The sequence below is a fragment of the Romboutsia faecis genome (assembly GCF_014323405.1).
In the GTDB taxonomy this organism is placed as follows: Bacteria; Bacillota; Clostridia; order Peptostreptococcales; family Peptostreptococcaceae; genus Romboutsia_E; species Romboutsia_E faecis.
In genome coordinates this window covers 425,903-444,749 of sequence record NZ_JACRWE010000001.1, presented here as the reverse complement: position 1 = coordinate 444,749, position 18,847 = coordinate 425,903, and the positions used below count along the sequence as shown (strand labels likewise).

Annotated in this window: 15 protein-coding genes and 1 riboswitch; of the genes, 10 read left to right on the top strand and 5 right to left on the bottom strand. The window is 27.5% G+C overall.

Annotated features, from left to right (window positions below):
• Positions 1-38: 38 nt before the first annotated feature.
• Positions 39-1,409 carry an alanine/glycine:cation symporter family protein gene (locus tag H8923_RS02130; RefSeq protein WP_153925423.1) on the bottom strand — a complete coding sequence of 457 codons (1,371 nt, stop codon included), beginning with the start codon at positions 1,407-1,409 and terminating at the stop codon, positions 39-41.
• 261 nt (positions 1,410-1,670) lie between these two features.
• Positions 1,671-1,757: riboswitch (glycine riboswitch) on the bottom strand.
• A gap of 324 nt (positions 1,758-2,081) precedes the next feature.
• Here H8923_RS02130 and proB point away from each other — a divergent pair.
• Positions 2,082-2,891, top strand: a complete 810-nt coding sequence (gene proB / locus H8923_RS02125; RefSeq protein ID WP_153925420.1) for a glutamate 5-kinase — start codon at positions 2,082-2,084, stop codon at positions 2,889-2,891.
• A 21-nt stretch (positions 2,892-2,912) separates the two neighbouring features.
• Positions 2,913-4,157 carry a glutamate-5-semialdehyde dehydrogenase gene (locus tag H8923_RS02120; protein WP_153925417.1) on the top strand — a complete coding sequence of 415 codons (1,245 nt, stop codon included), beginning with the start codon at positions 2,913-2,915 and terminating at the stop codon, positions 4,155-4,157.
• 102 nt (positions 4,158-4,259) lie between these two features.
• Here H8923_RS02120 and H8923_RS02115 read toward each other — a convergent pair whose 3' ends face one another.
• On the bottom strand, positions 4,260-4,838 hold the full coding sequence (locus H8923_RS02115; protein ID WP_243139900.1) for a CD3073 family putative ECF transporter S component: 579 nt from the start codon (positions 4,836-4,838) through the stop codon (positions 4,260-4,262).
• 268 nt (positions 4,839-5,106) lie between these two features.
• Here H8923_RS02115 and H8923_RS02110 point away from each other — a divergent pair, with 268 nt between their 5' ends.
• Positions 5,107-7,227 carry a DNA topoisomerase III gene (locus H8923_RS02110; protein WP_153925414.1) on the top strand — a complete coding sequence of 707 codons (2,121 nt, stop codon included), beginning with the start codon at positions 5,107-5,109 and terminating at the stop codon, positions 7,225-7,227.
• Positions 7,228-7,297: 70 nt separating this feature from the next.
• Here H8923_RS02110 and H8923_RS02105 read toward each other — a convergent pair whose 3' ends face one another.
• Positions 7,298-8,281, bottom strand: a complete 984-nt coding sequence (locus tag H8923_RS02105) for a tocopherol cyclase family protein (protein WP_153925411.1) — start codon at positions 8,279-8,281, stop codon at positions 7,298-7,300.
• 115 nt (positions 8,282-8,396) lie between these two features.
• Here H8923_RS02105 and H8923_RS02100 point away from each other — a divergent pair, with 115 nt between their 5' ends.
• Complete coding sequence (locus tag H8923_RS02100) at positions 8,397-9,923, top strand: FAD-dependent oxidoreductase (RefSeq protein WP_153925408.1); 1,527 nt, start codon at positions 8,397-8,399, stop codon at positions 9,921-9,923.
• 50 nt (positions 9,924-9,973) lie between these two features.
• On the top strand, positions 9,974-10,552 hold the full coding sequence (locus tag H8923_RS02095; RefSeq protein WP_153925405.1) for a hypothetical protein: 579 nt from the start codon (positions 9,974-9,976) through the stop codon (positions 10,550-10,552).
• Positions 10,553-10,635: 83 nt separating this feature from the next.
• On the opposite strand, the gene H8923_RS02090 is transcribed toward H8923_RS02095, so the two are convergent.
• Positions 10,636-11,895, bottom strand: coding sequence for an NAD(P)-dependent oxidoreductase (locus H8923_RS02090; RefSeq protein WP_153925402.1), 1,260 nt, complete (start codon positions 11,893-11,895; stop codon positions 10,636-10,638).
• Between the two features lie 189 nt (positions 11,896-12,084).
• Here H8923_RS02090 and H8923_RS02085 point away from each other — a divergent pair, with 189 nt between their 5' ends.
• From H8923_RS02085 to H8923_RS02075, 3 genes are all read left to right on the top strand, one after another.
• The gene (locus H8923_RS02085; RefSeq protein ID WP_153925399.1) at positions 12,085-12,924 is read left to right on the top strand and encodes a hypothetical protein; all 840 of its coding nucleotides are present in this window, start codon (positions 12,085-12,087) and stop codon (positions 12,922-12,924) included.
• 98 nt (positions 12,925-13,022) lie between these two features.
• The gene (locus H8923_RS02080) at positions 13,023-14,147 is read left to right on the top strand and encodes a peptidylprolyl isomerase (RefSeq protein WP_153925396.1); all 1,125 of its coding nucleotides are present in this window, start codon (positions 13,023-13,025) and stop codon (positions 14,145-14,147) included.
• Between the two features lie 134 nt (positions 14,148-14,281).
• On the top strand, positions 14,282-14,626 hold the full coding sequence (locus tag H8923_RS02075) for a cupin domain-containing protein (RefSeq protein ID WP_153925394.1): 345 nt from the start codon (positions 14,282-14,284) through the stop codon (positions 14,624-14,626).
• Positions 14,627-14,908: 282 nt separating this feature from the next.
• Here the strand turns inward: H8923_RS02075 and H8923_RS02070 are convergent, their stop codons facing one another.
• Positions 14,909-16,465, bottom strand: a complete 1,557-nt coding sequence (locus H8923_RS02070; protein ID WP_153925391.1) for a nitrite/sulfite reductase — start codon at positions 16,463-16,465, stop codon at positions 14,909-14,911.
• Positions 16,466-16,876: 411 nt separating this feature from the next.
• Between H8923_RS02070 and H8923_RS02065 the strand changes: the two genes are divergently transcribed.
• Both H8923_RS02065 and H8923_RS02060 read left to right on the top strand, forming a co-directional pair.
• The gene (locus H8923_RS02065) at positions 16,877-18,427 is read left to right on the top strand and encodes a hypothetical protein (RefSeq protein ID WP_153925388.1); all 1,551 of its coding nucleotides are present in this window, start codon (positions 16,877-16,879) and stop codon (positions 18,425-18,427) included.
• 185 nt (positions 18,428-18,612) lie between these two features.
• The gene (locus tag H8923_RS02060) at positions 18,613-18,819 is read left to right on the top strand and encodes a hypothetical protein (RefSeq protein WP_153925385.1); all 207 of its coding nucleotides are present in this window, start codon (positions 18,613-18,615) and stop codon (positions 18,817-18,819) included.
• Positions 18,820-18,847: the final 28 nt, after the last annotated feature.

Here is an 18,847-nt window from a genome sequence, read left to right as displayed (position 1 = left end):
AGATAAATTTATTTAAGTACTCTTTTTTATGATTAAAATTAAATTTCTATAGTTTCTTTAATATCTTCTTTTTTATTTAAATGATTCATATATAATTTAGTTTCAGCTACTACAACTGAAGATAAGAAGATTAGAGCAATTAAATTTGGTAATGCCATAAGTCCATTAACTATATCAGCTATTATCCAAATTACTTCTAACTTTAAAAATGATCCAAGTAGAACCATTATTACGAATGTAGCTCTATATCCATTTATACATTTTACACCAAATAGGAACTCAAAGCATCGTTCTCCATAATAGCTCCAACCTAATATTGTGGTAAAAGCAAATAAGCTTAAGCTAATAGTTAAGAACAAAGGCCCTATTGTTGGGAAGATACTTGCAAATGCTGCTTGAGTCATAATAGCACCATTTAAATCTGATTGCCATACACCTGATAGTATTAACGATAAGCCAGTAAGTGTACAAATAACTAAGCTGTCTATAAAAGTACCAGTCATAGATATAAGGCCTTGTTCTGCTGGCCATTCCGTCTTAGCAGCAGCTGCTGCTATAGGAGCGCTACCAAGTCCTGATTCATTTGAAAAGACACCTCGAGCGATACCATTTCTAATTGCCATACTTACAGTTGCACCTAAGAATCCACCAAATGCAGCAGTATGGTTAAATGCACTTTTAACTATCAAAGCAAAGGTTTCTGGTATTTCTTTATATGAAGATCCTAGTATTAATAAGCAAATAAGTATATAAGCTACAGACATAAAAGGAACTACTTTAGTAGCAACTTTAGAAATACTTTGTAAGCCACCGAATACTACTAACGCAACAAGTACTGCAAGAATGATACCCGTTATTTTGGGATTTATACTGAAACTTCCGTTTATAGCATCTGTAATTGCATTTACTTGAGTAAATGTACCTATTCCTAATAATGCAACTAATATACCACTAAAAGCGAAGAATACTGCAAGAGGTTTGTATTTTTCTCCCATACCATTAAGTATATAATACATTGGACCTCCAGAAATTTGGCCATTTTTATCTTTAGTTCTATATTTTATTGCAAGTACACCTTCAGCATACTTTGTTGCCATTCCGAAGAATGCTGCAAGCCACATCCAAAATAATGCTCCTGGTCCACCAGCTTTTATAGCCGTAGCAACACCAACAATATTACCAGTACCAACTGTAGCTGCAAGAGCTGTACATAAGGCACCAAAGCTTGAAATGTCTCCGTTACCATTATTTTCAGCAAAGAAAATTAATTTTAATGCTTTAGGTAATTTGGTTATTTGTAAAAATCCTAATTTGAAAGTAAATAGCATACCAGTACCAACTAAAAGTACCAGTAAAGGTGGACCCCAAATAAATGAGTCAATATTGTTTAGTACATCAATTAAATTCATAAAAACACTCCTTCTAAATTATACTTTTATGCTTTACAAAATCAATGAAGTTTTAAATGAACCAATTGACAGGAATTTAGTATAAATATTAATTATTTAGATGCAATAAAAAAAGCCAAATCTATTCGATTTAGCTCTGGATATGCATGGCAACTATGATTTAAGATACTATTGATATAAATTAAAATTATAAATATTGCCTATAAAATATAGGATAATAAAATTTATAACGATATAATTTATAAATACTAACTTAAATATAGTATAATCCCTGTCCTTTTGCCTGAGAGATTGAGCGTAAGCCTTGCCCCTTCGGCGCCCATAATGGGTCTCTCCAGAGTTTCCTAAGCTTTACAGTCCTACTTTTACTAAAGTACCTGAGAGTATTACTCCTTCGGTGTATCTAATGATAACTCTTCTATAAAGCGTCAACGGATATTGATTTGTGATAGCACTTATTAGTAATCGTATATAATATTTATAATTATGTCAATATGAATTGTTAAAAAATACAAAAAAGAGAATAAATAGTATTGGAATAATAAGAATACTTACTAAATATATGAAAAATAAAAAAATTCTTAATATAATATATTTTATATTGATTAGGTAAAACAGGTATAGTAACATATTTTAATAAGTAATATAAATATATTTTAAGGAGATAAAGTAATGGGCTTTCGAAGTAGATTAAAACATGCAAAAAGGATAGTTGTAAAAGTTGGAACATCAAGTCTTACTTATGACAATGGAAATATTAACTTAAGTAGAATTGAAAAGTTAACAAGAATATTATCAGATGTAGTTAATTCAGGAAAAGAAGTTACGCTTGTAAGTTCTGGTGCTATTGGAGTGGGAGTAAGTAAATTAAATTTAAAAGAAAAGCCTAAAGATATAAGAGAAAAGCAAGCATTATCTGCAGTTGGACAATGTGAATTAATGCATATATATAGTAAGTTTTTTGGAGAGTATAGCCACACTGTAGGTCAAGTGCTACTTACAAGAGATGTCATTGAAGATGAAAGAATTAAAAATAATGTTTGTAATACTTTTGAGATTTTATTGGATAAAAAAATAATACCTATAGTTAATGAGAATGATACTATATCTATAGACGAGATAGAAAATATAGTTAATTTTGGGGATAATGATAATTTATCAGCAATTGTTTCATTATTAATAAATGCAGATTTATTAATAATATTATCTGATATAGATGGATTTTATGATAGTGATCCAAGAGGTAATAAAAATGCAAAATTACTAGATGAGATCGAAGAAATAACAGAAGAACTTGAAGCATGTGCTGGTGGTGCAGGGACTAATTTAGGTACCGGTGGAATGGCTACTAAGATAATAGCTGCTAAAAGAGCTACAAAACAAGGAATAGATATGGTATTAGCCAATGGTAGTAATCCAGAGGTAATATTAGATGTATTAGAGGGAAAAGAAGTAGGAACATTATTTGTAGGAAGAAGATAATTATTTAATGGAGGAGAGTATATGAGCGAATTATTATTAATAGGGAAAAATGCAAAAGAAGCATCTTATGACTTAGGAATCTTATCTACAAAAGAAAAAGACAATGCATTATTATTAATGGCAGAAGAACTTATTAGATTAAAAGATGAAATTTTAGATGCAAACAAAGTAGATTTAGAAAATGCAAAGGAAAAAGGTATATCAGAAGCGTTACTAGACAGATTAGCACTGAATGATGAAAGAATAGAAGATATGGCAAATGGACTTAGGGAAATTGTTAAGTTACAAGATCCAGTAGGAGAAGTTATATCCATGTGGCAAAGACCTAATGGAATTCAGATAGGTCAAAAAAGAGTTCCTATCGGTGTTATAGGTATAATTTATGAATCTAGACCAAATGTAACATGTGATGCAGCTGGCCTTTGTTTAAAAACAGGAAATGCATCGATATTAAGGGGTGGAAGTGATGCTATAAATTCAAATAAAGCCATAGTTAAGGCTTTAAAAAATGGTATAGAAAAAGCTGGGCTTCCAATAAATACAGTTCAATTAGTAGAAAATACATCTAGAGAAGTTGCAACAGAGATGATGAGATTAAATGAATTTATTGATGTGTTAATACCAAGAGGTGGAGCTGGACTTATACAGTCAGTGGTTAAGAATGCTACAGTACCAGTTATAGAAACTGGAACTGGAAATTGTCATATATATGTAGATGAAACTGCTGATTTTGAAATGGCTAAAAATATTTTAATAAATGCAAAAGTATCTAGGCCAGGAGTATGTAATGCTGTAGAAAAATTAATAGTAAATGAAAATATAGCAAAAGATTTTCTACCTATAGTCGTAAATGCATTAAGAGAAAATAATGTATTAGTAAAAGGTGATGAAAAAGTAGAAGATATTATTAACGATATAGAAAAAGTTGATGATGATGAGTGGGGATTAGAATATTTAGATTATATAATTGCTATAAAATTAGTTAAAAATGTAGATGATGCAATAAATCATATAAATAAATATGGTACGGGACATTCTGAGTGTATAGTTACAGAAAGTTATAAGAATTCTCAAAAATTCTTACAAAGAGTAGATGCAGCAGCAGTTTATGTAAATGCTTCAACTAGATTTACAGATGGTTCAGAATTTGGATTTGGAGCTGAGATAGGTATAAGTACTCAAAAACTTCATGCTAGAGGGCCTATGGGATTAAAGGAGCTTACTACTATTAAATATATTATTTATGGAAATGGTCAAATAAGATAATTAAAATAATAGCGTGTTAGGATTATATAGTACTTAACACGCTTATTTTAATTAAATTTCTAAATTTGATATGTGTTTGTTTTATTTAGTTATTTTTATAAGTTATGATGTTATATCTGACTTGCTAATATTTTTATTAAAAATATATGAATATTTTTGAGATAGCTTAGTTAATATCAAAGCCACAAATAAGCATGATAGAACTTTGTCAAATATATTACTTACAAGTCTTGGTATAAACGCACCACTAAAAATTATTTTACCTGACTGAGAAATAACTTTTAATAATAAATCAGAACCACTATTATAAACACTCTCATACCCATATAAGTATAAAGAAATAGGTGTGCTAATCAATGGGCAAATAACAGCAAGTATAAGCCCTACAACACATGCTTGTTTATAATCAAATCTTCTTTTCTTAGAAACAAACCCTACTATAAAGCCCAATGCAATATTAGCGAATGCATAAGATATACTAGTAGGATTTGATATAATTCCTAAAATAATATTGGAACATCCACCAATAAGAGCGCCAAAGAATGGTCCTAACGTTATTGAACCAAATATAGTACCAACAGTATCTAAAAATAATAGCGGAATATTTAAAGTTTGTACTAATGTTCCTAAAATGATATTTACTGCTATACAAATTACAAGCATAATAGACTTAATTTTCAAAAAATCACCCCTTTAGGAGTAAGTGTAGGTTAATAATAATAATAACAGAAATTGTATTTTTTTATATTAGAGTTTATAACCATAGGCATTTTCTATAACTATAATTTTTTTGAGTAGATATTTATAGATATTAATAGAAATTAGTCTATAAATAAGATAAAAATGACTAGTATGTCAAAAAAAAATTAGTTGCTTTCAAATCTTATGGTAATATTATAGATAGTAAGTGAGATAAATTAAAAGCAATAAATAATAGGAAGGAATATTTATGAAAAAAATATTAGTTTTAGCAGAAAAGCCTTCTGTAGGAAGAGATATAGCTAGGGTTTTAGGTTGTAAAAATGATAAAAATGGATACATAGAAGGTTCGAACTATATAGTGACATGGGCATTAGGCCATTTAGTAACTTTAGCAGATCCTGAAAGCTATAATGAAAGATATAAAAGTTGGCAAATGGAAGATCTACCTATAATTCCAAAGTGTCTGAAAACTGTTGTTATAAAAAAGACTAGTAAGCAATTTAATACAGTAAAATCTCAAATAAATAGAGATGATGTGTATGAAATTGTAATAGCAACTGATGCAGGAAGAGAAGGGGAGCTTGTTGCTAGGTGGATAATCGATAAGATAAAAACAAATAAGCCCTTAAAAAGACTTTGGATTTCATCAGTTACAGATAAGGCTATTAAAGAAGGATTTAATAAGTTAAAGGACTCAAAAGAATATGATAACTTATATTACTCAGCAATAGCTAGGTCAGAAGCTGATTGGTTAGTTGGAATAAATGCAACTAGAGCTTTAACCACAAAATATAATGCACAGCTTTCTTGTGGTAGGGTACAAACTCCAACCTTGGGAATGATATTAAAAAGAGAACAAGAGATACAAAATTTTAAGCATAAGGATTATTATGGAATAGATATTGTGTTAACAAAAGGAAATAGTAATTTAAAGTTCAGGTGGCAAGATAACAAAAATAAAAGTGAATCAACTTTTAATGAAGAAAAAATTGATTTAGTATTAAATAAAATAAAAGACAAAGAACTTAAAATTGTGGAGGTTAGTGAGAATATAAAGAAAAAGTATTCACCGCAATTGTATGATTTAACAGAATTACAAAGGGATGCAAATAAGATATTTGGATATTCAGCTAAAGAAACATTATCTATAATGCAAAAACTATATGAGCATCACAAGGTTCTTACTTACCCTAGAACAGACTCAAGATACTTAACTAGTGATATAGTAGATACTTTAAAGGATAGAATTAAAGCAGTAAATGTAAGTGTCTATACTAGAACTTGTACTAAACTATTAAAAACTAAAATAACTGCAAACAAGTCATTTGTAGATGATTCAAAGGTAAGTGATCATCATGCAATAATACCAACTGAAGAAAGAGTATTTTTAGGGGATTTAAGTGAAAAAGAGAGAAGAATATATGACTTAGTTGTGAAGAGATTCTTAAGTGTATTATGTCCTCCTTATGAATATGTTCAAACAACTGCAAGAGGAGAAATAGAGGGTGAATATTTTTATCTTAAAGGGAATAAAATAATAAACTTGGGGTGGAAAGAAAATTACAAGGATTTAGATGATGAAGAGGAATATGAAAGTTTACCTACTTTAAAGAAAGATGATGTGTTAAGTGTAATTAAAGTAAAAAAGACAAATGGAAAAACTAATCCTCCTTTATACTTAAATGAAGGAACTCTTCTTACTGCAATGGAGAAAAATAACTTAGGAACTGTTGCAACTAGAGCAGATATAATAGAAAAGCTATTTAATACATTCTTAATAGAAAAAAAGAGTAAAGATATACATATTACATCAAAAGGTAAACAATTATTAGATTTAGCGCCAAGAGATTTAAAAACACCAGAACTTACTGCAGCATGGGAGGATAAGTTAATAGATATATCAAAAGGAAAATTAAATAAAGATACATTTATAAAAGAGATAAAAGAATATTCTAAAGATATAGTTAGAGAAATAAAAAATAGCGAAAATAAATTTAAACATGATAATATAACTAAAAATAAATGTCCAGAATGTGGAAAGTATATGCTTGAAGTAAATGGTAAAAAAGGAAAGATGTTAGTTTGTGAAGATAGAGAGTGTAACACTAGAAAGACTGTATCACAAATAACTAATTCAAGATGTCCAAATTGTCATAAAAAGCTAGAACTTAAAGGTGAAGGAGATGGAAGAATATTCACCTGTAAATGTGGATATAGAGAAAAATTATCAGCATTCAACAAAAGAAAAAAAGAAGAAAAAAATAAAGCTTCTAAAAAAGATATAAATAGATATTTAAAAAATCAAAATAAAAATGAAGAGAGTTTTAATAATCCATTTGCAGAAGCTCTTTTAAAATTAAAGAAATAAAATATATTTTAAATATATAAGTAAAGGAGTATAAATTTGATGTGTTCAAAATATACTCCTTTATTTTTATTTATAGTAAATTTTCTCCACCATATTCAATTCCCGTACTTTCACCAATACCATCATAGATTATATTGTTATTTTTTTTATCTTTTAAAATCATATGAACCCTTCCATTAATAGTTTCATTTACTAATGGTATCATATTACCATCTTTAGGGCCCATGCATAAAACAAAATTATCTTTTTTTGAGTATGTTTTTAATATTAGAATGTATTTTTTATTATATGCTGTTAAGCATATATCATTATTATGTTTTTTTATTTCTATTTTACTTAGATTCATAGTTGTAAATTTATAAAATTTGTTTCTAACAGTAACTCCAATCAAGAATCCAGTAAAATTAGTAATTAAAAATGGAACTTTACCTAATGAGCAAGTTATACTGGTAGACTTCTCTTTAAAATTGTTGTTTTGTATCCATATCCATGACTTTGGGAAACTTTTACCCCAGTTTTTTTCGACATAGATACTTCCTCCAGTAAAATCTATATTTTTACCATCTATAAGAAGATTACCATCTATTGATCCATTGATTAAACAAACTTGGCTATAGCATTCCATAAAAGAAATATAATTATAGAAACCCATGCTTCCAGGATTTATCAGACTATCTGGCCATTTTTGAGTACCAGTAAATCTTATAATACCTTTAATAGATCTTGAAGTATTATTAGATTTATTTGTATATTCAAGATTCAATTCAAGATGATTTAGTGAAAAAATATTGGAATTTATATTTATATTAAAATTCGTATTATTAAATTTAAACTTACTAACATTAAAAGATAAATAACTATATTCGAAATTATATCCATCTACAATTTGTATAAAACAATGACTAGATTTAGATTTTTTATCAAGGGCAACACCTGGTATAAAGGCAAATTTATATTTATTATCTTTATCAACTATTTTAAAATACCATCCTTCAAAGAATTTATTATCTTTTTTAATACCATGATACAAATCTGGATTTATTATTGGCTTCATAAACTATCCTCCAAAATATTATTATCTATAATAATTGCTTATTTTGGAGAAAATATACTACAAGAGTATATCTAATAAGTTTGAATAATAAATAAGTAATATAAGGAGTATAGTTATGAATGAATCGTATTGGCTTTTGAGCTCAAAATCAAAGAAATATAAAGTATTAGATGAAGACATTAATACAGATTACTTAATAGTAGGAGGAGGTATTGTAGGTATAACTACTGCATTTTTATTAGCAAAAGAAAAGTTAAGTGTAACCTTACTCGATGCAGATAGAATTGGATATGGTGCAACAGGAAGAAATACAGGTAAAGTCACTACAATGCATAATTCTTATGCAAAAATAGAAAAAAAGTATGGATTAGAAAAAGCAAAATTATATTATGAAGCAAATAATAAAGCTTTGAAATTCATTGAAAATACAATCTATGAATATAGAATAGATTGCGATTTTGAAAAAGTACCAGCGTATATATATACAACAGATGAAAATTATATAGAGGATTTAAAGTCAGAGTACGAGGTATGTTTAAGAATTGGAATACCATGCAAGTATTATGATGGATTAGAAGGAATTCCGCTTGATGTAAAAGGAGCTATATCTTTTGAAAATCAAGGGCAGTTTAATCCTAAAAAATATATCAATGCTTTAGCAGAATTATGTGAAAAACTAGGAGTTAAAATATATGAGAATAGTCCTGTAGATGATTTGCAAAAAGAAGCAGATTATATAATAAAAACAAGAAATAATAATACAATAAATACTAAAAATTTAGTGATAGCATCTCATACTCCTTGGTATGATGGAGGTCTTAAACTATACTTTGGGAAAGAAGAAGCTAATTGTTCATATTTATTGGCGACGGATTTAAATACAGATTTGCCTAATGGTATGTATTTAAGCATAGAGGAACCAGTGAGAACATTTAAAGTATATAATGAAAATGATAAAAAAGTATTAATTATAGGTGGATCTGATCATCAAGTAGGAAAAGGCAATATTGAATCCGATATATATAAAGAAATAGAAGAATTTGCAGAAAGTAATTTTAATTCAAGAAAAACTATAACAAAGTGGATGACTCAGGATTATATGAGCTTTGATGATATACCTTATATAGGTCATATAAATTCAAAAGAGAAGAATATTTATGTAGCTACAGGATTTTGTAAATGGGGAAATACTAATGGAACTGTAGCAGGACTTCTTATAAGAGATTTAATTCTAAATAACTCTAGTGAGTATGAGGAATTATTCAATCCTACTAGAGGAGGAAGTTATTTATCTACGAGGTTTATGAGTTTTAACTTAGGTGTTGCGTTAGACTATGTAAAGGGTAAGCTAAATTTTGGTTATGATGATATGCCAACAAGAAAAGGAGAAGGACGTATTGTAAATATTGATGGAAAAAGATATGGGGCTTTTAGAAATTATGATGGAAATCTACATATTGTAGATATAACTTGTACACATTTAGGTTGTGAATTGAGATTTAATAGTGCAGAAAATACTTGGGATTGCCCATGTCACGGTTCGAGATTTGACTATGATGGGAATATATTAAATGGTCCTGCACTTAAGCCACTTAAAAAATATGGTTATGGGAAAAATGAAGTAGATCCTAAGTTATTGTAAGATTATGTACTAAACTAAATATATCTGTGTAGGGAGTAGAAAGAGTGATTATGGGAAAAATAGAAAAAAAGAATTGGATTATAAGATTTATTTATATTATATATATGGCATCGATAATTTGGTTTTTAAAAGAAAGAAAAATATTTGAACTAGGAATTTTAACTTTTTGTATAGTTAGCACATTTTTATTAGGAATAGTAAATAAAAAAGTTAATAAATTATTGGATAATAGTATTTATATTAACTTAGTAATTTTTATTATGGTATCATCATTGTTTGGAAGTTGTTTTAAATTTTATAGCATAAATCATTATGATGACTTTTTACATTTATATTCTGGTGTTTTATCTTGTAATATAGCATATTTGATTATAAGATATTTTAATAATGAAGAAAATATAAAAATGGTTAATAAGGTATTTGTAATAATATTTCTATTTATGTTTACTATGGGAGTAGCTAGCATTTGGGAGATAATGGAGTTCTCATTAGATAACATATTAGGAACTCATACTCAAATAGGTGGATTAGAAGATACAATGATAGATATGATAGATGCACTAATTGGAGCATTTATTTCTATACCATATTTTATAAAAAAGTTAAGTGATGAATATATTAAAGAATAAGTTCTACTTATAAATAAAAGGTGCATAATATCTATGCACCTTTTATTTATAAGAAGTTTATTTAAATATAATCCTATCTTGACTTAAGATGTAAACTCTATTTCTTCATTTATAGTATCTTGAATATAATTATCTATAGATTGAGATATTTTCTTAGCTGAAACAACAGCTTCAATTACTGTACTAGCACCATGAGCAACATCTCCGCATGCAAATACACCTTCTCTAGTTGTTTGACCATATTCGTTAGTAAATAAAAGTCCGCCTCTTTTTACATCTAAGCCTTTATTATTAACAACTATATTATTTTTAGCTTCTTGGCTTACCGCAATTAAAACAGAATCACATTCATATAATTTTTCACTATTTTCCACTGTAATAAGAGATGTAGTGCCATCTTCATTTATTATTTTTTTAGTATCAGCAAGTATTATTCCTTCATCTACTATTTCAACAGGAGACTTAAATGTATTAAATAAAACACCTTCTTGTTTTGCGTCATTAATCTCATGATTAGTAGCTGTCATATCTTCAAAGTCACGTCTATAAGTTACGTAAACTTCCTTAGAACCATAATGTTTAGCGCTTCTAGCAGCATCCATTGCTACGTTACCTGCTCCAATTACAATAACTTTTTCACCTAAATCATAAAGATGAGGGCTTTTTAAGTAATTTATAGCATAGTGGGCATGACCAAAAGTCTCTCCTTTTATATTTAATCTTTTAGGATTCCAAACTCCTGTACCTATAAATATAGCTTTATACCCATCTTCAAAAAGCTTATCTAGAGTTACTACAGGACCAACTAAAGAGTTTATTTTTATTTTTACTCCATATTCTTTTAATCTTGTACCTATAAGATTTATAATGTTTTCTGGTAATCTAAAACTTGGTATACCATAGGTTAAAACTCCACCAATTTTTTCATTTTTTTCAAAAATAGTAACATCGTAACCTTTTTTAGCTAAGTCAAAGGCCACAGTTATGCCAGCAGGACCAGAACCTACTATAGCAACCTTTAGTTCATTAGATTTAGGTTTTGTAATATTCATATTCTTTAAGTATTCGAATGAAATTTCTTTTTCAATATTATAAAAATGTACAGGTTCTCCTTTTATACCTCTTATACAGTTACCACTACACTGTGTTTCATGAGGACACACAATAGCACAAATAGAAGATAAAGGGTTATTATTAAAAAGTATTTCTCCTGCCTTTTCGAAATTATTTTCTTTATAAAGTTTTATTATTTCTGGTATTGGAGTATCAATAGGACAATTTTTTTGACACCTAGCATTTTTACATAATAAACAATTATTAGCTTCACTTAAAAGATTTTTCATAATATCACTCCTTACAATAAGTTGTCAATGTCAATTAATAATAATTTATATTATATCAAAAAAGAAGGAGTATAAAAATAATTTAATTTTTATTTTATGGCTTAGTTTACTAATAATGTATATTTTAGTAAAATTATATATGATATTGTAGTAATTAAAGATAATAAGTATTATTAGGAGGAATCATAATTGTTTAAAAAAATTTTTAACTTAATTAATAAGAAAAAGAATATAGAAAATACAGAATTAGAAGAAAATTTTGTAGGCATAGATGCTAGAGAAGAAACAACAATTAAGGATAATGATAAAAATAATCAAGAAATAGAAAACATAGACTTAGTACATGAGGAAATAATTGAATTTGATAATAAAGATGTATCTATAGAAAAAGAATTGGAGATATTTTTAAAAGAAAACGAAGGTTATATAAAGGATATTAAAATTAGAAGAGAAAAAAGTATAAGATCCATAGATATATATAATGAAGAGATTTTAGAATTTAAATCTTATAAGGAATGTAGTAAAACGCTTAAAATACCATTAGCTTATATAAAAGAAAATTTAAAGTATGGTCATACAGACTACTTAGGAGATGCAATTAATTATTTAAAACAAGAACTTGGAGAGTATATTGAAGATGAAAGTGAGTATTTAAACAATACTAAAAGTCCTATTGAACTATTTAATATGCTAAATAATAAAATATTTAAATGTAAAATTTCGGAAAATAAAAGAGATGAAATCTTATCAAGTGAAAAAATTGAACCAGTGAAAATGCATTATAGATTTGAATGTATAGATACAGAATATGATGATTACTTTAAAAAATATGGGGCTATAATTAAAAGAGGTGGAAATAAAAAAATCGAATTAGTGAATAAAAAAGGTGAAGTAGTAGAAATTTTCAAATCTTTAGATAGTTGCTCAAATTATTTAAGCAAAAATAGAAATGAGATTGTTGATATGTTAAAGTGTGGTAACACAAAAGTTGGTCGATATGAGATAAGGTATAGTCTTAGAAGTATTTAAGTTCATAATAAATTCATAATACCTTCATTTTTTATTCACACATTTTAAATTAAAATAATGTAGTATAAGTATAGAATCAATATTTTAGGAGGTATTTCATGTCGGAAGATAAAATAGCTAATAATAACAAAAGCTCAAATTCAATAGATAAAAATGAAGAAGTTATGTATAGTAAAAGTAAACAAGAAGGTCAAATTAAGTCAGAAAATAAAATCTCAATAAAAAAAATTAAACAAATTAAATCAAATAATATAATAAAAATAGTTGCAATTTCATTAGTTGGAATTATGTGTTTAGGAGTAGGGTTTAGCTACGGTAAAAATGTAGGTAGAGAATTACCTGCTACAGCAAAGAAATATAGAGCAAATAAAGTATTTGCTACTGTTGGAGATGTGTCAATAACAGGAAAACAACTTCAAAATAGGATGGAACCATTATTCTATTTACAAGGTAAGAGTAAACTTACAGATGAAGAAATCAGTGCTTATGAGTATAGTATGTTAGATTATATGACAACAACAGAGATGTTGTATTTAGAAGCTAAATCTAATGATATAGAAGTTAGTGAAGATGAAATAGAAGAAGAATATGAAACTACAATGAGTTCAATCAGCCAAAGCTTTGGAATGGCGGAAGATGAATATTTAAAAGAATTTGATCTAACTGAAGACTATATTAAGAAAGATTTAGAAAAAGAATTAATAGCTGTAAAATATATGGGTAAAGTAACAGATGTAACTGAAGAAGAGGCGAAAAACTATTATGACAAGAATAAGGACGAGTTTTTTGAGGTTAGAGGATCGCATATATTAATTAAGACTACAGACGATGAAGGCAATGAACTAAGTGATGATGAAAAAGCAAAACGAAAAGAAAAGGCTCAGAAGATATTAAAAAAAGCTAAAGCAGAAGAGGATTTTGCTGCTTTAGCTAAAGAATATTCTGAAGATACATCATCTACTAATGGTGGAGATTTAGGATTTTTCAAAAAAGGTGATATGGTGGAAAGTTTTGAGAATGCAATTTTCTCTTTAGAGGATAATCAAATTTATGATGAAATCGTAGAAACTGATTATGGATATCATATAATTAAGAAAACTGGGGAGCAATATGCCTCATTTGAAGATGAAAAAGAAGATTTAATAAGTCAATTATCTTATAATAAACAGAACACATTATTAGATGATTTAGAAGCAAAATATGAAATAGAAATAAAAGAATAAATATAATAAAGGTAGGGTAGTTATAGATATCATAACTATCCTATTTTTATTGTATTTTGAGATAATATTGTAAAAATAGGGAATCTATGTTTATAGGTATGGTACTATATATCTTAAAGAAGGGAGTTGAAATTATGATAAAAAGAAAAAATGATTTAATTGTCGAAGATGGGAATTTAAGAAATGGTAAAGGGAATGTTAAGAGAGAACATATTATTATGGGGGATGAATTTAAGGGAAAGGGTAAGTTATTTGCAAGAATTACGATACCTAAAGGAAACTCAATAGGTATGCACGAACATATTGAAGACTTTGAAGTGTACTATATTTTAAAAGGTGTGGGACAAGTTTTAGATAATGGAGATTTAGTAAAGGTTAAGGAAGGTGATGTTATTTACACAGCAGATGGAAATAAGCATTATTTGGAGAATATTGGAGTTGTTGACTTAGAGCTTATAGCGGTGGTTTTATATGAATAAATAAATGCTCTGGAGTATATCCAGAGCATTATTTTAATAGACTCACTTAAGTATTGTTAAGACTAATTAGTTAGATAGAGGCTAGACTATTTATTACATCAATATAAATAATAATTAAACTAAATTATAGAGTATATAATATACACTATAGTGGGTGATGTTATACTTATATGGTTATCATGATATAGTAAAAATATAGTTTTGAATTATACTTAAGTAAATCTAGTAATAGTATTTTAACCCAAATATTATATAATTATTAAATTTATTAATAATAAAATGTTATATTTTGTACTTAGAAATGATTGAATCTAGATCATCTTTATTCTCATCAACCCAAGTATAAAATTTCTTCTTGCTATTATTTATAGAAAGAGCAATTTCGAATAATAATTTAGGTAAATCGTCTGCTTTAAAGTCTCCTAAGGAGTTTCCTAGTCTTGTGTCATTTAGATGGAAATTACCTCCGATAAATAATTCAAATACATCTGTAGATACACCATCAACTTTCTTAATCTTTCCAGAAAGCCCAATTGCACCTATTTGATGAACTCCACAAGAGTTTGTGCAACCAGATATATATATTCTAGGAATCGCATTTAAAATATTTTCATCGCCATTTTCTTTAAAATAAGATATTATATTGTGAAGCATTTGTTGACTATTTTGAACTCCCATTTGACAAATTGGAACACCTATACAAGAAATACTTTTTTCTAAACTTGTATTTCCGCTGATAGATTTACTTATTTCTAATATTTTTTTAGCTTCATTTCCATCTAAGTTTATAATATACATGCCTTCAGTCATAGCTAATCTAATCATTGGATTTTTTGCTTTATCTAGTTCATATAATAAAACTTTTAAGTTTTTAAGAGATAAAAGACCTCCAATTGGATGAATATAAACACTATATCTTCCTTGTTGTTTTTGTTTAATTAATCTAGGATCTGAGATGTCTATTTCAGTACCATTTTCGAAGTATTCAATAGGATCTGGATAGAGATCCAAGCCGCCTTTTTCTTTTTCTTTAGTAACATATTCTTTGAATTTTTCTAAGAATACTTTTTCTCCTAATCTACTAACCATGTATCTAACTCTGGCTTTAGCTTTGTTTTTATAGTCTCCCTCATCCATAAATAGCTTAGTTAATCCTTCTACATAATATAAAACATCAGATGGTTTTACTAATTCGTCAAGTTGCAGAGATACAGCGGGATTTCTTCCTAATCCCCCTCCTATAAATACTTTAAAGTATGGCTTATTATCTTTTAGTGTTGCGACAAACCCTAAGTCTTGTACAGTACAATGGGCAGTATCCTTATTACAACTAGAAAAAGAGACTTTTAACTTTCTAGGTAAGTGATAAGTTGTGATTTTACTTAAAAAGTAATTATCTGTAGCGATAGAATATGGTGCTACATCAAATGCTTCATCCAAATCTACACCAGATAATGGAGATAGTCCTACATTTCTAGGGAAATTACCTCCTCCTCCTCTGGTGAAAATACTATTGTGAATTCCTTCTTCCATAATATTGCATATTGCATCTACATCTAAGCCATGAAACTGTATAGCTTGTCTTGTAGTAAGATGAATATGACTTAGATTATGTTTATTTGCCATATGGTAAATTGTGTGTAGTTGAGAACGAGACATTACGCCAGAAGAGACTCTTAGCCTAATCATAAAAGATTTTTGATCTCTTTGTGCGTATACTCCATATCCACCTGAAAAACTTTTATATTCCATTTTAGGAACTTCGCCATTGAAAAACTTTAATGAAAATTCTTTGAAACTAGGTATTTCTTTTAATAAAGTTTCCTTTAAATCATTCATTTTACACCTCAGCTATATATTTTCTTCTATAATATTATTCACATTAAAATATATAAATATAATCCATATTTAAATGTAGAGTTAAAATAAATGAAATTAATAAGGTGATTAACTTAGAAGTGTTAACTTAATCAAAAGATTTAAATAGAATAAAGTATTAAGATTTTGTTTTAAGTTTCTGTTTTATGGTTTATAATTAAGAAAAGATATTTTGTAATAAGATGTATATTATAGAAACTTTATAGTATTAATATGTAAGAATTTTTTATAAAAAATAAAAAGTTATTTTAATTTGGATAAAGGATAAAGGCAATCTAATAATGAAGTTATAATATAATTACAGAATACTTATGAACTATGAAATTTATTTCTTAGGGTAACAAATAAAAATAATCTTAAGGAAGTGAGTATATGAGGATTATAGACCAAATGAAAAATAGAAAATGTATCATTATACTAATTATTCCTTTACTAATTGTAGCTCAATACTACCTTTTTAAATTTGGAATCCTAAGACCAATGATAAAAGGTGTAGAAATTAACATTATAAATGGAGATTATATTCAAGATATAGATAAGTATGTTATAAGGCTTGGTGAAGAGGTTACATTATCGAGTGGGGAATATATAAAGATTCCTCAATATGCAAAAGATCCAGAAATAAGTTTTAAAGTATTAGATGATAACAAGATATTAAAAATAATTGATAGTAATGAAAAAGAGCCAAATACTGCAACATTAATAGGACTAAAAAAGGGATATTCTTCAATTGCAATTGTCAAGAATTCGAGGGTATTAAAAAAAGCAACGGTATTGGTAGTAGACCCTAAAGTAGAAAGCTTAGATTTAAATGTAGATGGAAACCTAGTGTTCGTTGGCGATAGAGCAGAAATAGGTAGTAATGTTGAAGTAGACTACAAGAGATTTAAAGATTCTTATAAGGTAATATATGAGAGTTCTAATGAAGATATAATAAAAATTGAAGGAAATCAAGTGAAGGCTGTTGGAGTAGGAAATGCTACTATATATGCAAAATCTGGTGATAAAGTAGATTCTATAAGATATAGAATAAGTGCTAAAGTATCTAGCATGAAAGTAGATAAATCTATAGAAATAGAGGTTGGAGAAAGTAAGAAAATAGTACCTAAGATTACTACTAGTCCAAGAGGCTTAAAACATCCAAGCGTAGAATATCAATTAGTAGAGTCTAAACTTCCTATAGAAAGAGCTATAAGGTTAGATCAGAATGGGGTAATTGTAGGCCTAAGAGAAGGAGAAGAAAAAGTACTAATATCCTGTGGTATTGGTTCTAATAAAAAATCACAAATAGTGACAGTTAAAGTTGCAAAGGAATCATTGCTAAAAAAATCTATTAAGGATTTAATTTCGACCTATAAAATAGTTGACAATAAATTACTAATTACATTAACATGGAGTAGTATGGAAGAAATATATAACTATGATGTATACTTAAGGGATAATTTATCAGATGATAAAAAGTATAATGCAGTTAGATCTATAATAATGGACAAGATTGACTTAGATAGTAAAAATAAAATAAGGGCAAATCTTGAGATAGATTTAGATAATATTCATAAGGCAGACTTTGATATTTATGTGGTTGGCGTTACTGATAAAGGGAATACAAATAAAAGTAATATTGTGAATGTCAAACATTCTATAGAAGATATTGAAAATGAATCGATTAATTTATCAGCGAATTTAGATAAGGATAATAAAAATATATATCTGTCATGGGATACTATAGAGAATGCTAGATATAATATTTATGTAAAAGACATATCTAAGGGAAGTCAGTCATTTGTGTTATATGCAGAAGGTATTAGTGAGAATAGCTATAACTTAAATTTAGAGGGTGAAGACTTGAACTTAGAGGTATATGTATCAGCTATTATTGAAGGTAAAGATGAGGTAAAAAGTGCTATTAAGGTATTTAAATAAGAATAAATTTAATGTTTAATTTTCTATAATAGAGTAAATTTCAAAATAAAGTTTAACATGAGAAATATTTCGTTAGATTTTATTTTGGATTTGCTCTTTTTTTATTATAAGGCAATTTTGTAATATGTTTACTACAATAATAATAGTATTTTTATAAGAATATTATTATTTAGGAGAGAAGAAAATTGAGAAAAAGATATGAGAGAATAAACTTAATATCCAAAGAATTATCTAAAGAGGCGTATAAAGCTTATGCAGGTAAAAGAGATTATAAAAGAGCAGTTGAAATTTATGTTCTATTAGCTGAATCAATGTGTGTACCAGATGATATCTCAAATTTTGCAAAAAACATGATGGGTAGATTAAGCAAAAAAATTGATGAAAATACCTAAGACAATAAAATTTATGTAAAGGATTAAC

Coding starts and splice junctions, on each gene's coding strand:
- H8923_RS02130 (WP_153925423.1), bottom strand. CDS start 1,409: ATGAATTTAATTGATGTACTAAACAATATTGACTCATTTATTTGGGGT.
- proB (WP_153925420.1), top strand. CDS start 2,082: ATGGGCTTTCGAAGTAGATTAAAACATGCAAAAAGGATAGTTGTAAAA.
- H8923_RS02120 (WP_153925417.1), top strand. CDS start 2,913: ATGAGCGAATTATTATTAATAGGGAAAAATGCAAAAGAAGCATCTTAT.
- H8923_RS02110 (WP_153925414.1), top strand. CDS start 5,107: ATGAAAAAAATATTAGTTTTAGCAGAAAAGCCTTCTGTAGGAAGAGAT.
- H8923_RS02105 (WP_153925411.1), bottom strand. CDS start 8,281: ATGAAGCCAATAATAAATCCAGATTTGTATCATGGTATTAAAAAAGAT.
- H8923_RS02100 (WP_153925408.1), top strand. CDS start 8,397: ATGAATGAATCGTATTGGCTTTTGAGCTCAAAATCAAAGAAATATAAA.
- H8923_RS02095 (WP_153925405.1), top strand. CDS start 9,974: ATGGGAAAAATAGAAAAAAAGAATTGGATTATAAGATTTATTTATATT.
- H8923_RS02090 (WP_153925402.1), bottom strand. CDS start 11,895: ATGAAAAATCTTTTAAGTGAAGCTAATAATTGTTTATTATGTAAAAAT.
- H8923_RS02080 (WP_153925396.1), top strand. CDS start 13,023: ATGTCGGAAGATAAAATAGCTAATAATAACAAAAGCTCAAATTCAATA.
- H8923_RS02075 (WP_153925394.1), top strand. CDS start 14,282: ATGATAAAAAGAAAAAATGATTTAATTGTCGAAGATGGGAATTTAAGA.
- H8923_RS02070 (WP_153925391.1), bottom strand. CDS start 16,465: ATGAATGATTTAAAGGAAACTTTATTAAAAGAAATACCTAGTTTCAAA.
- H8923_RS02065 (WP_153925388.1), top strand. CDS start 16,877: ATGAGGATTATAGACCAAATGAAAAATAGAAAATGTATCATTATACTA.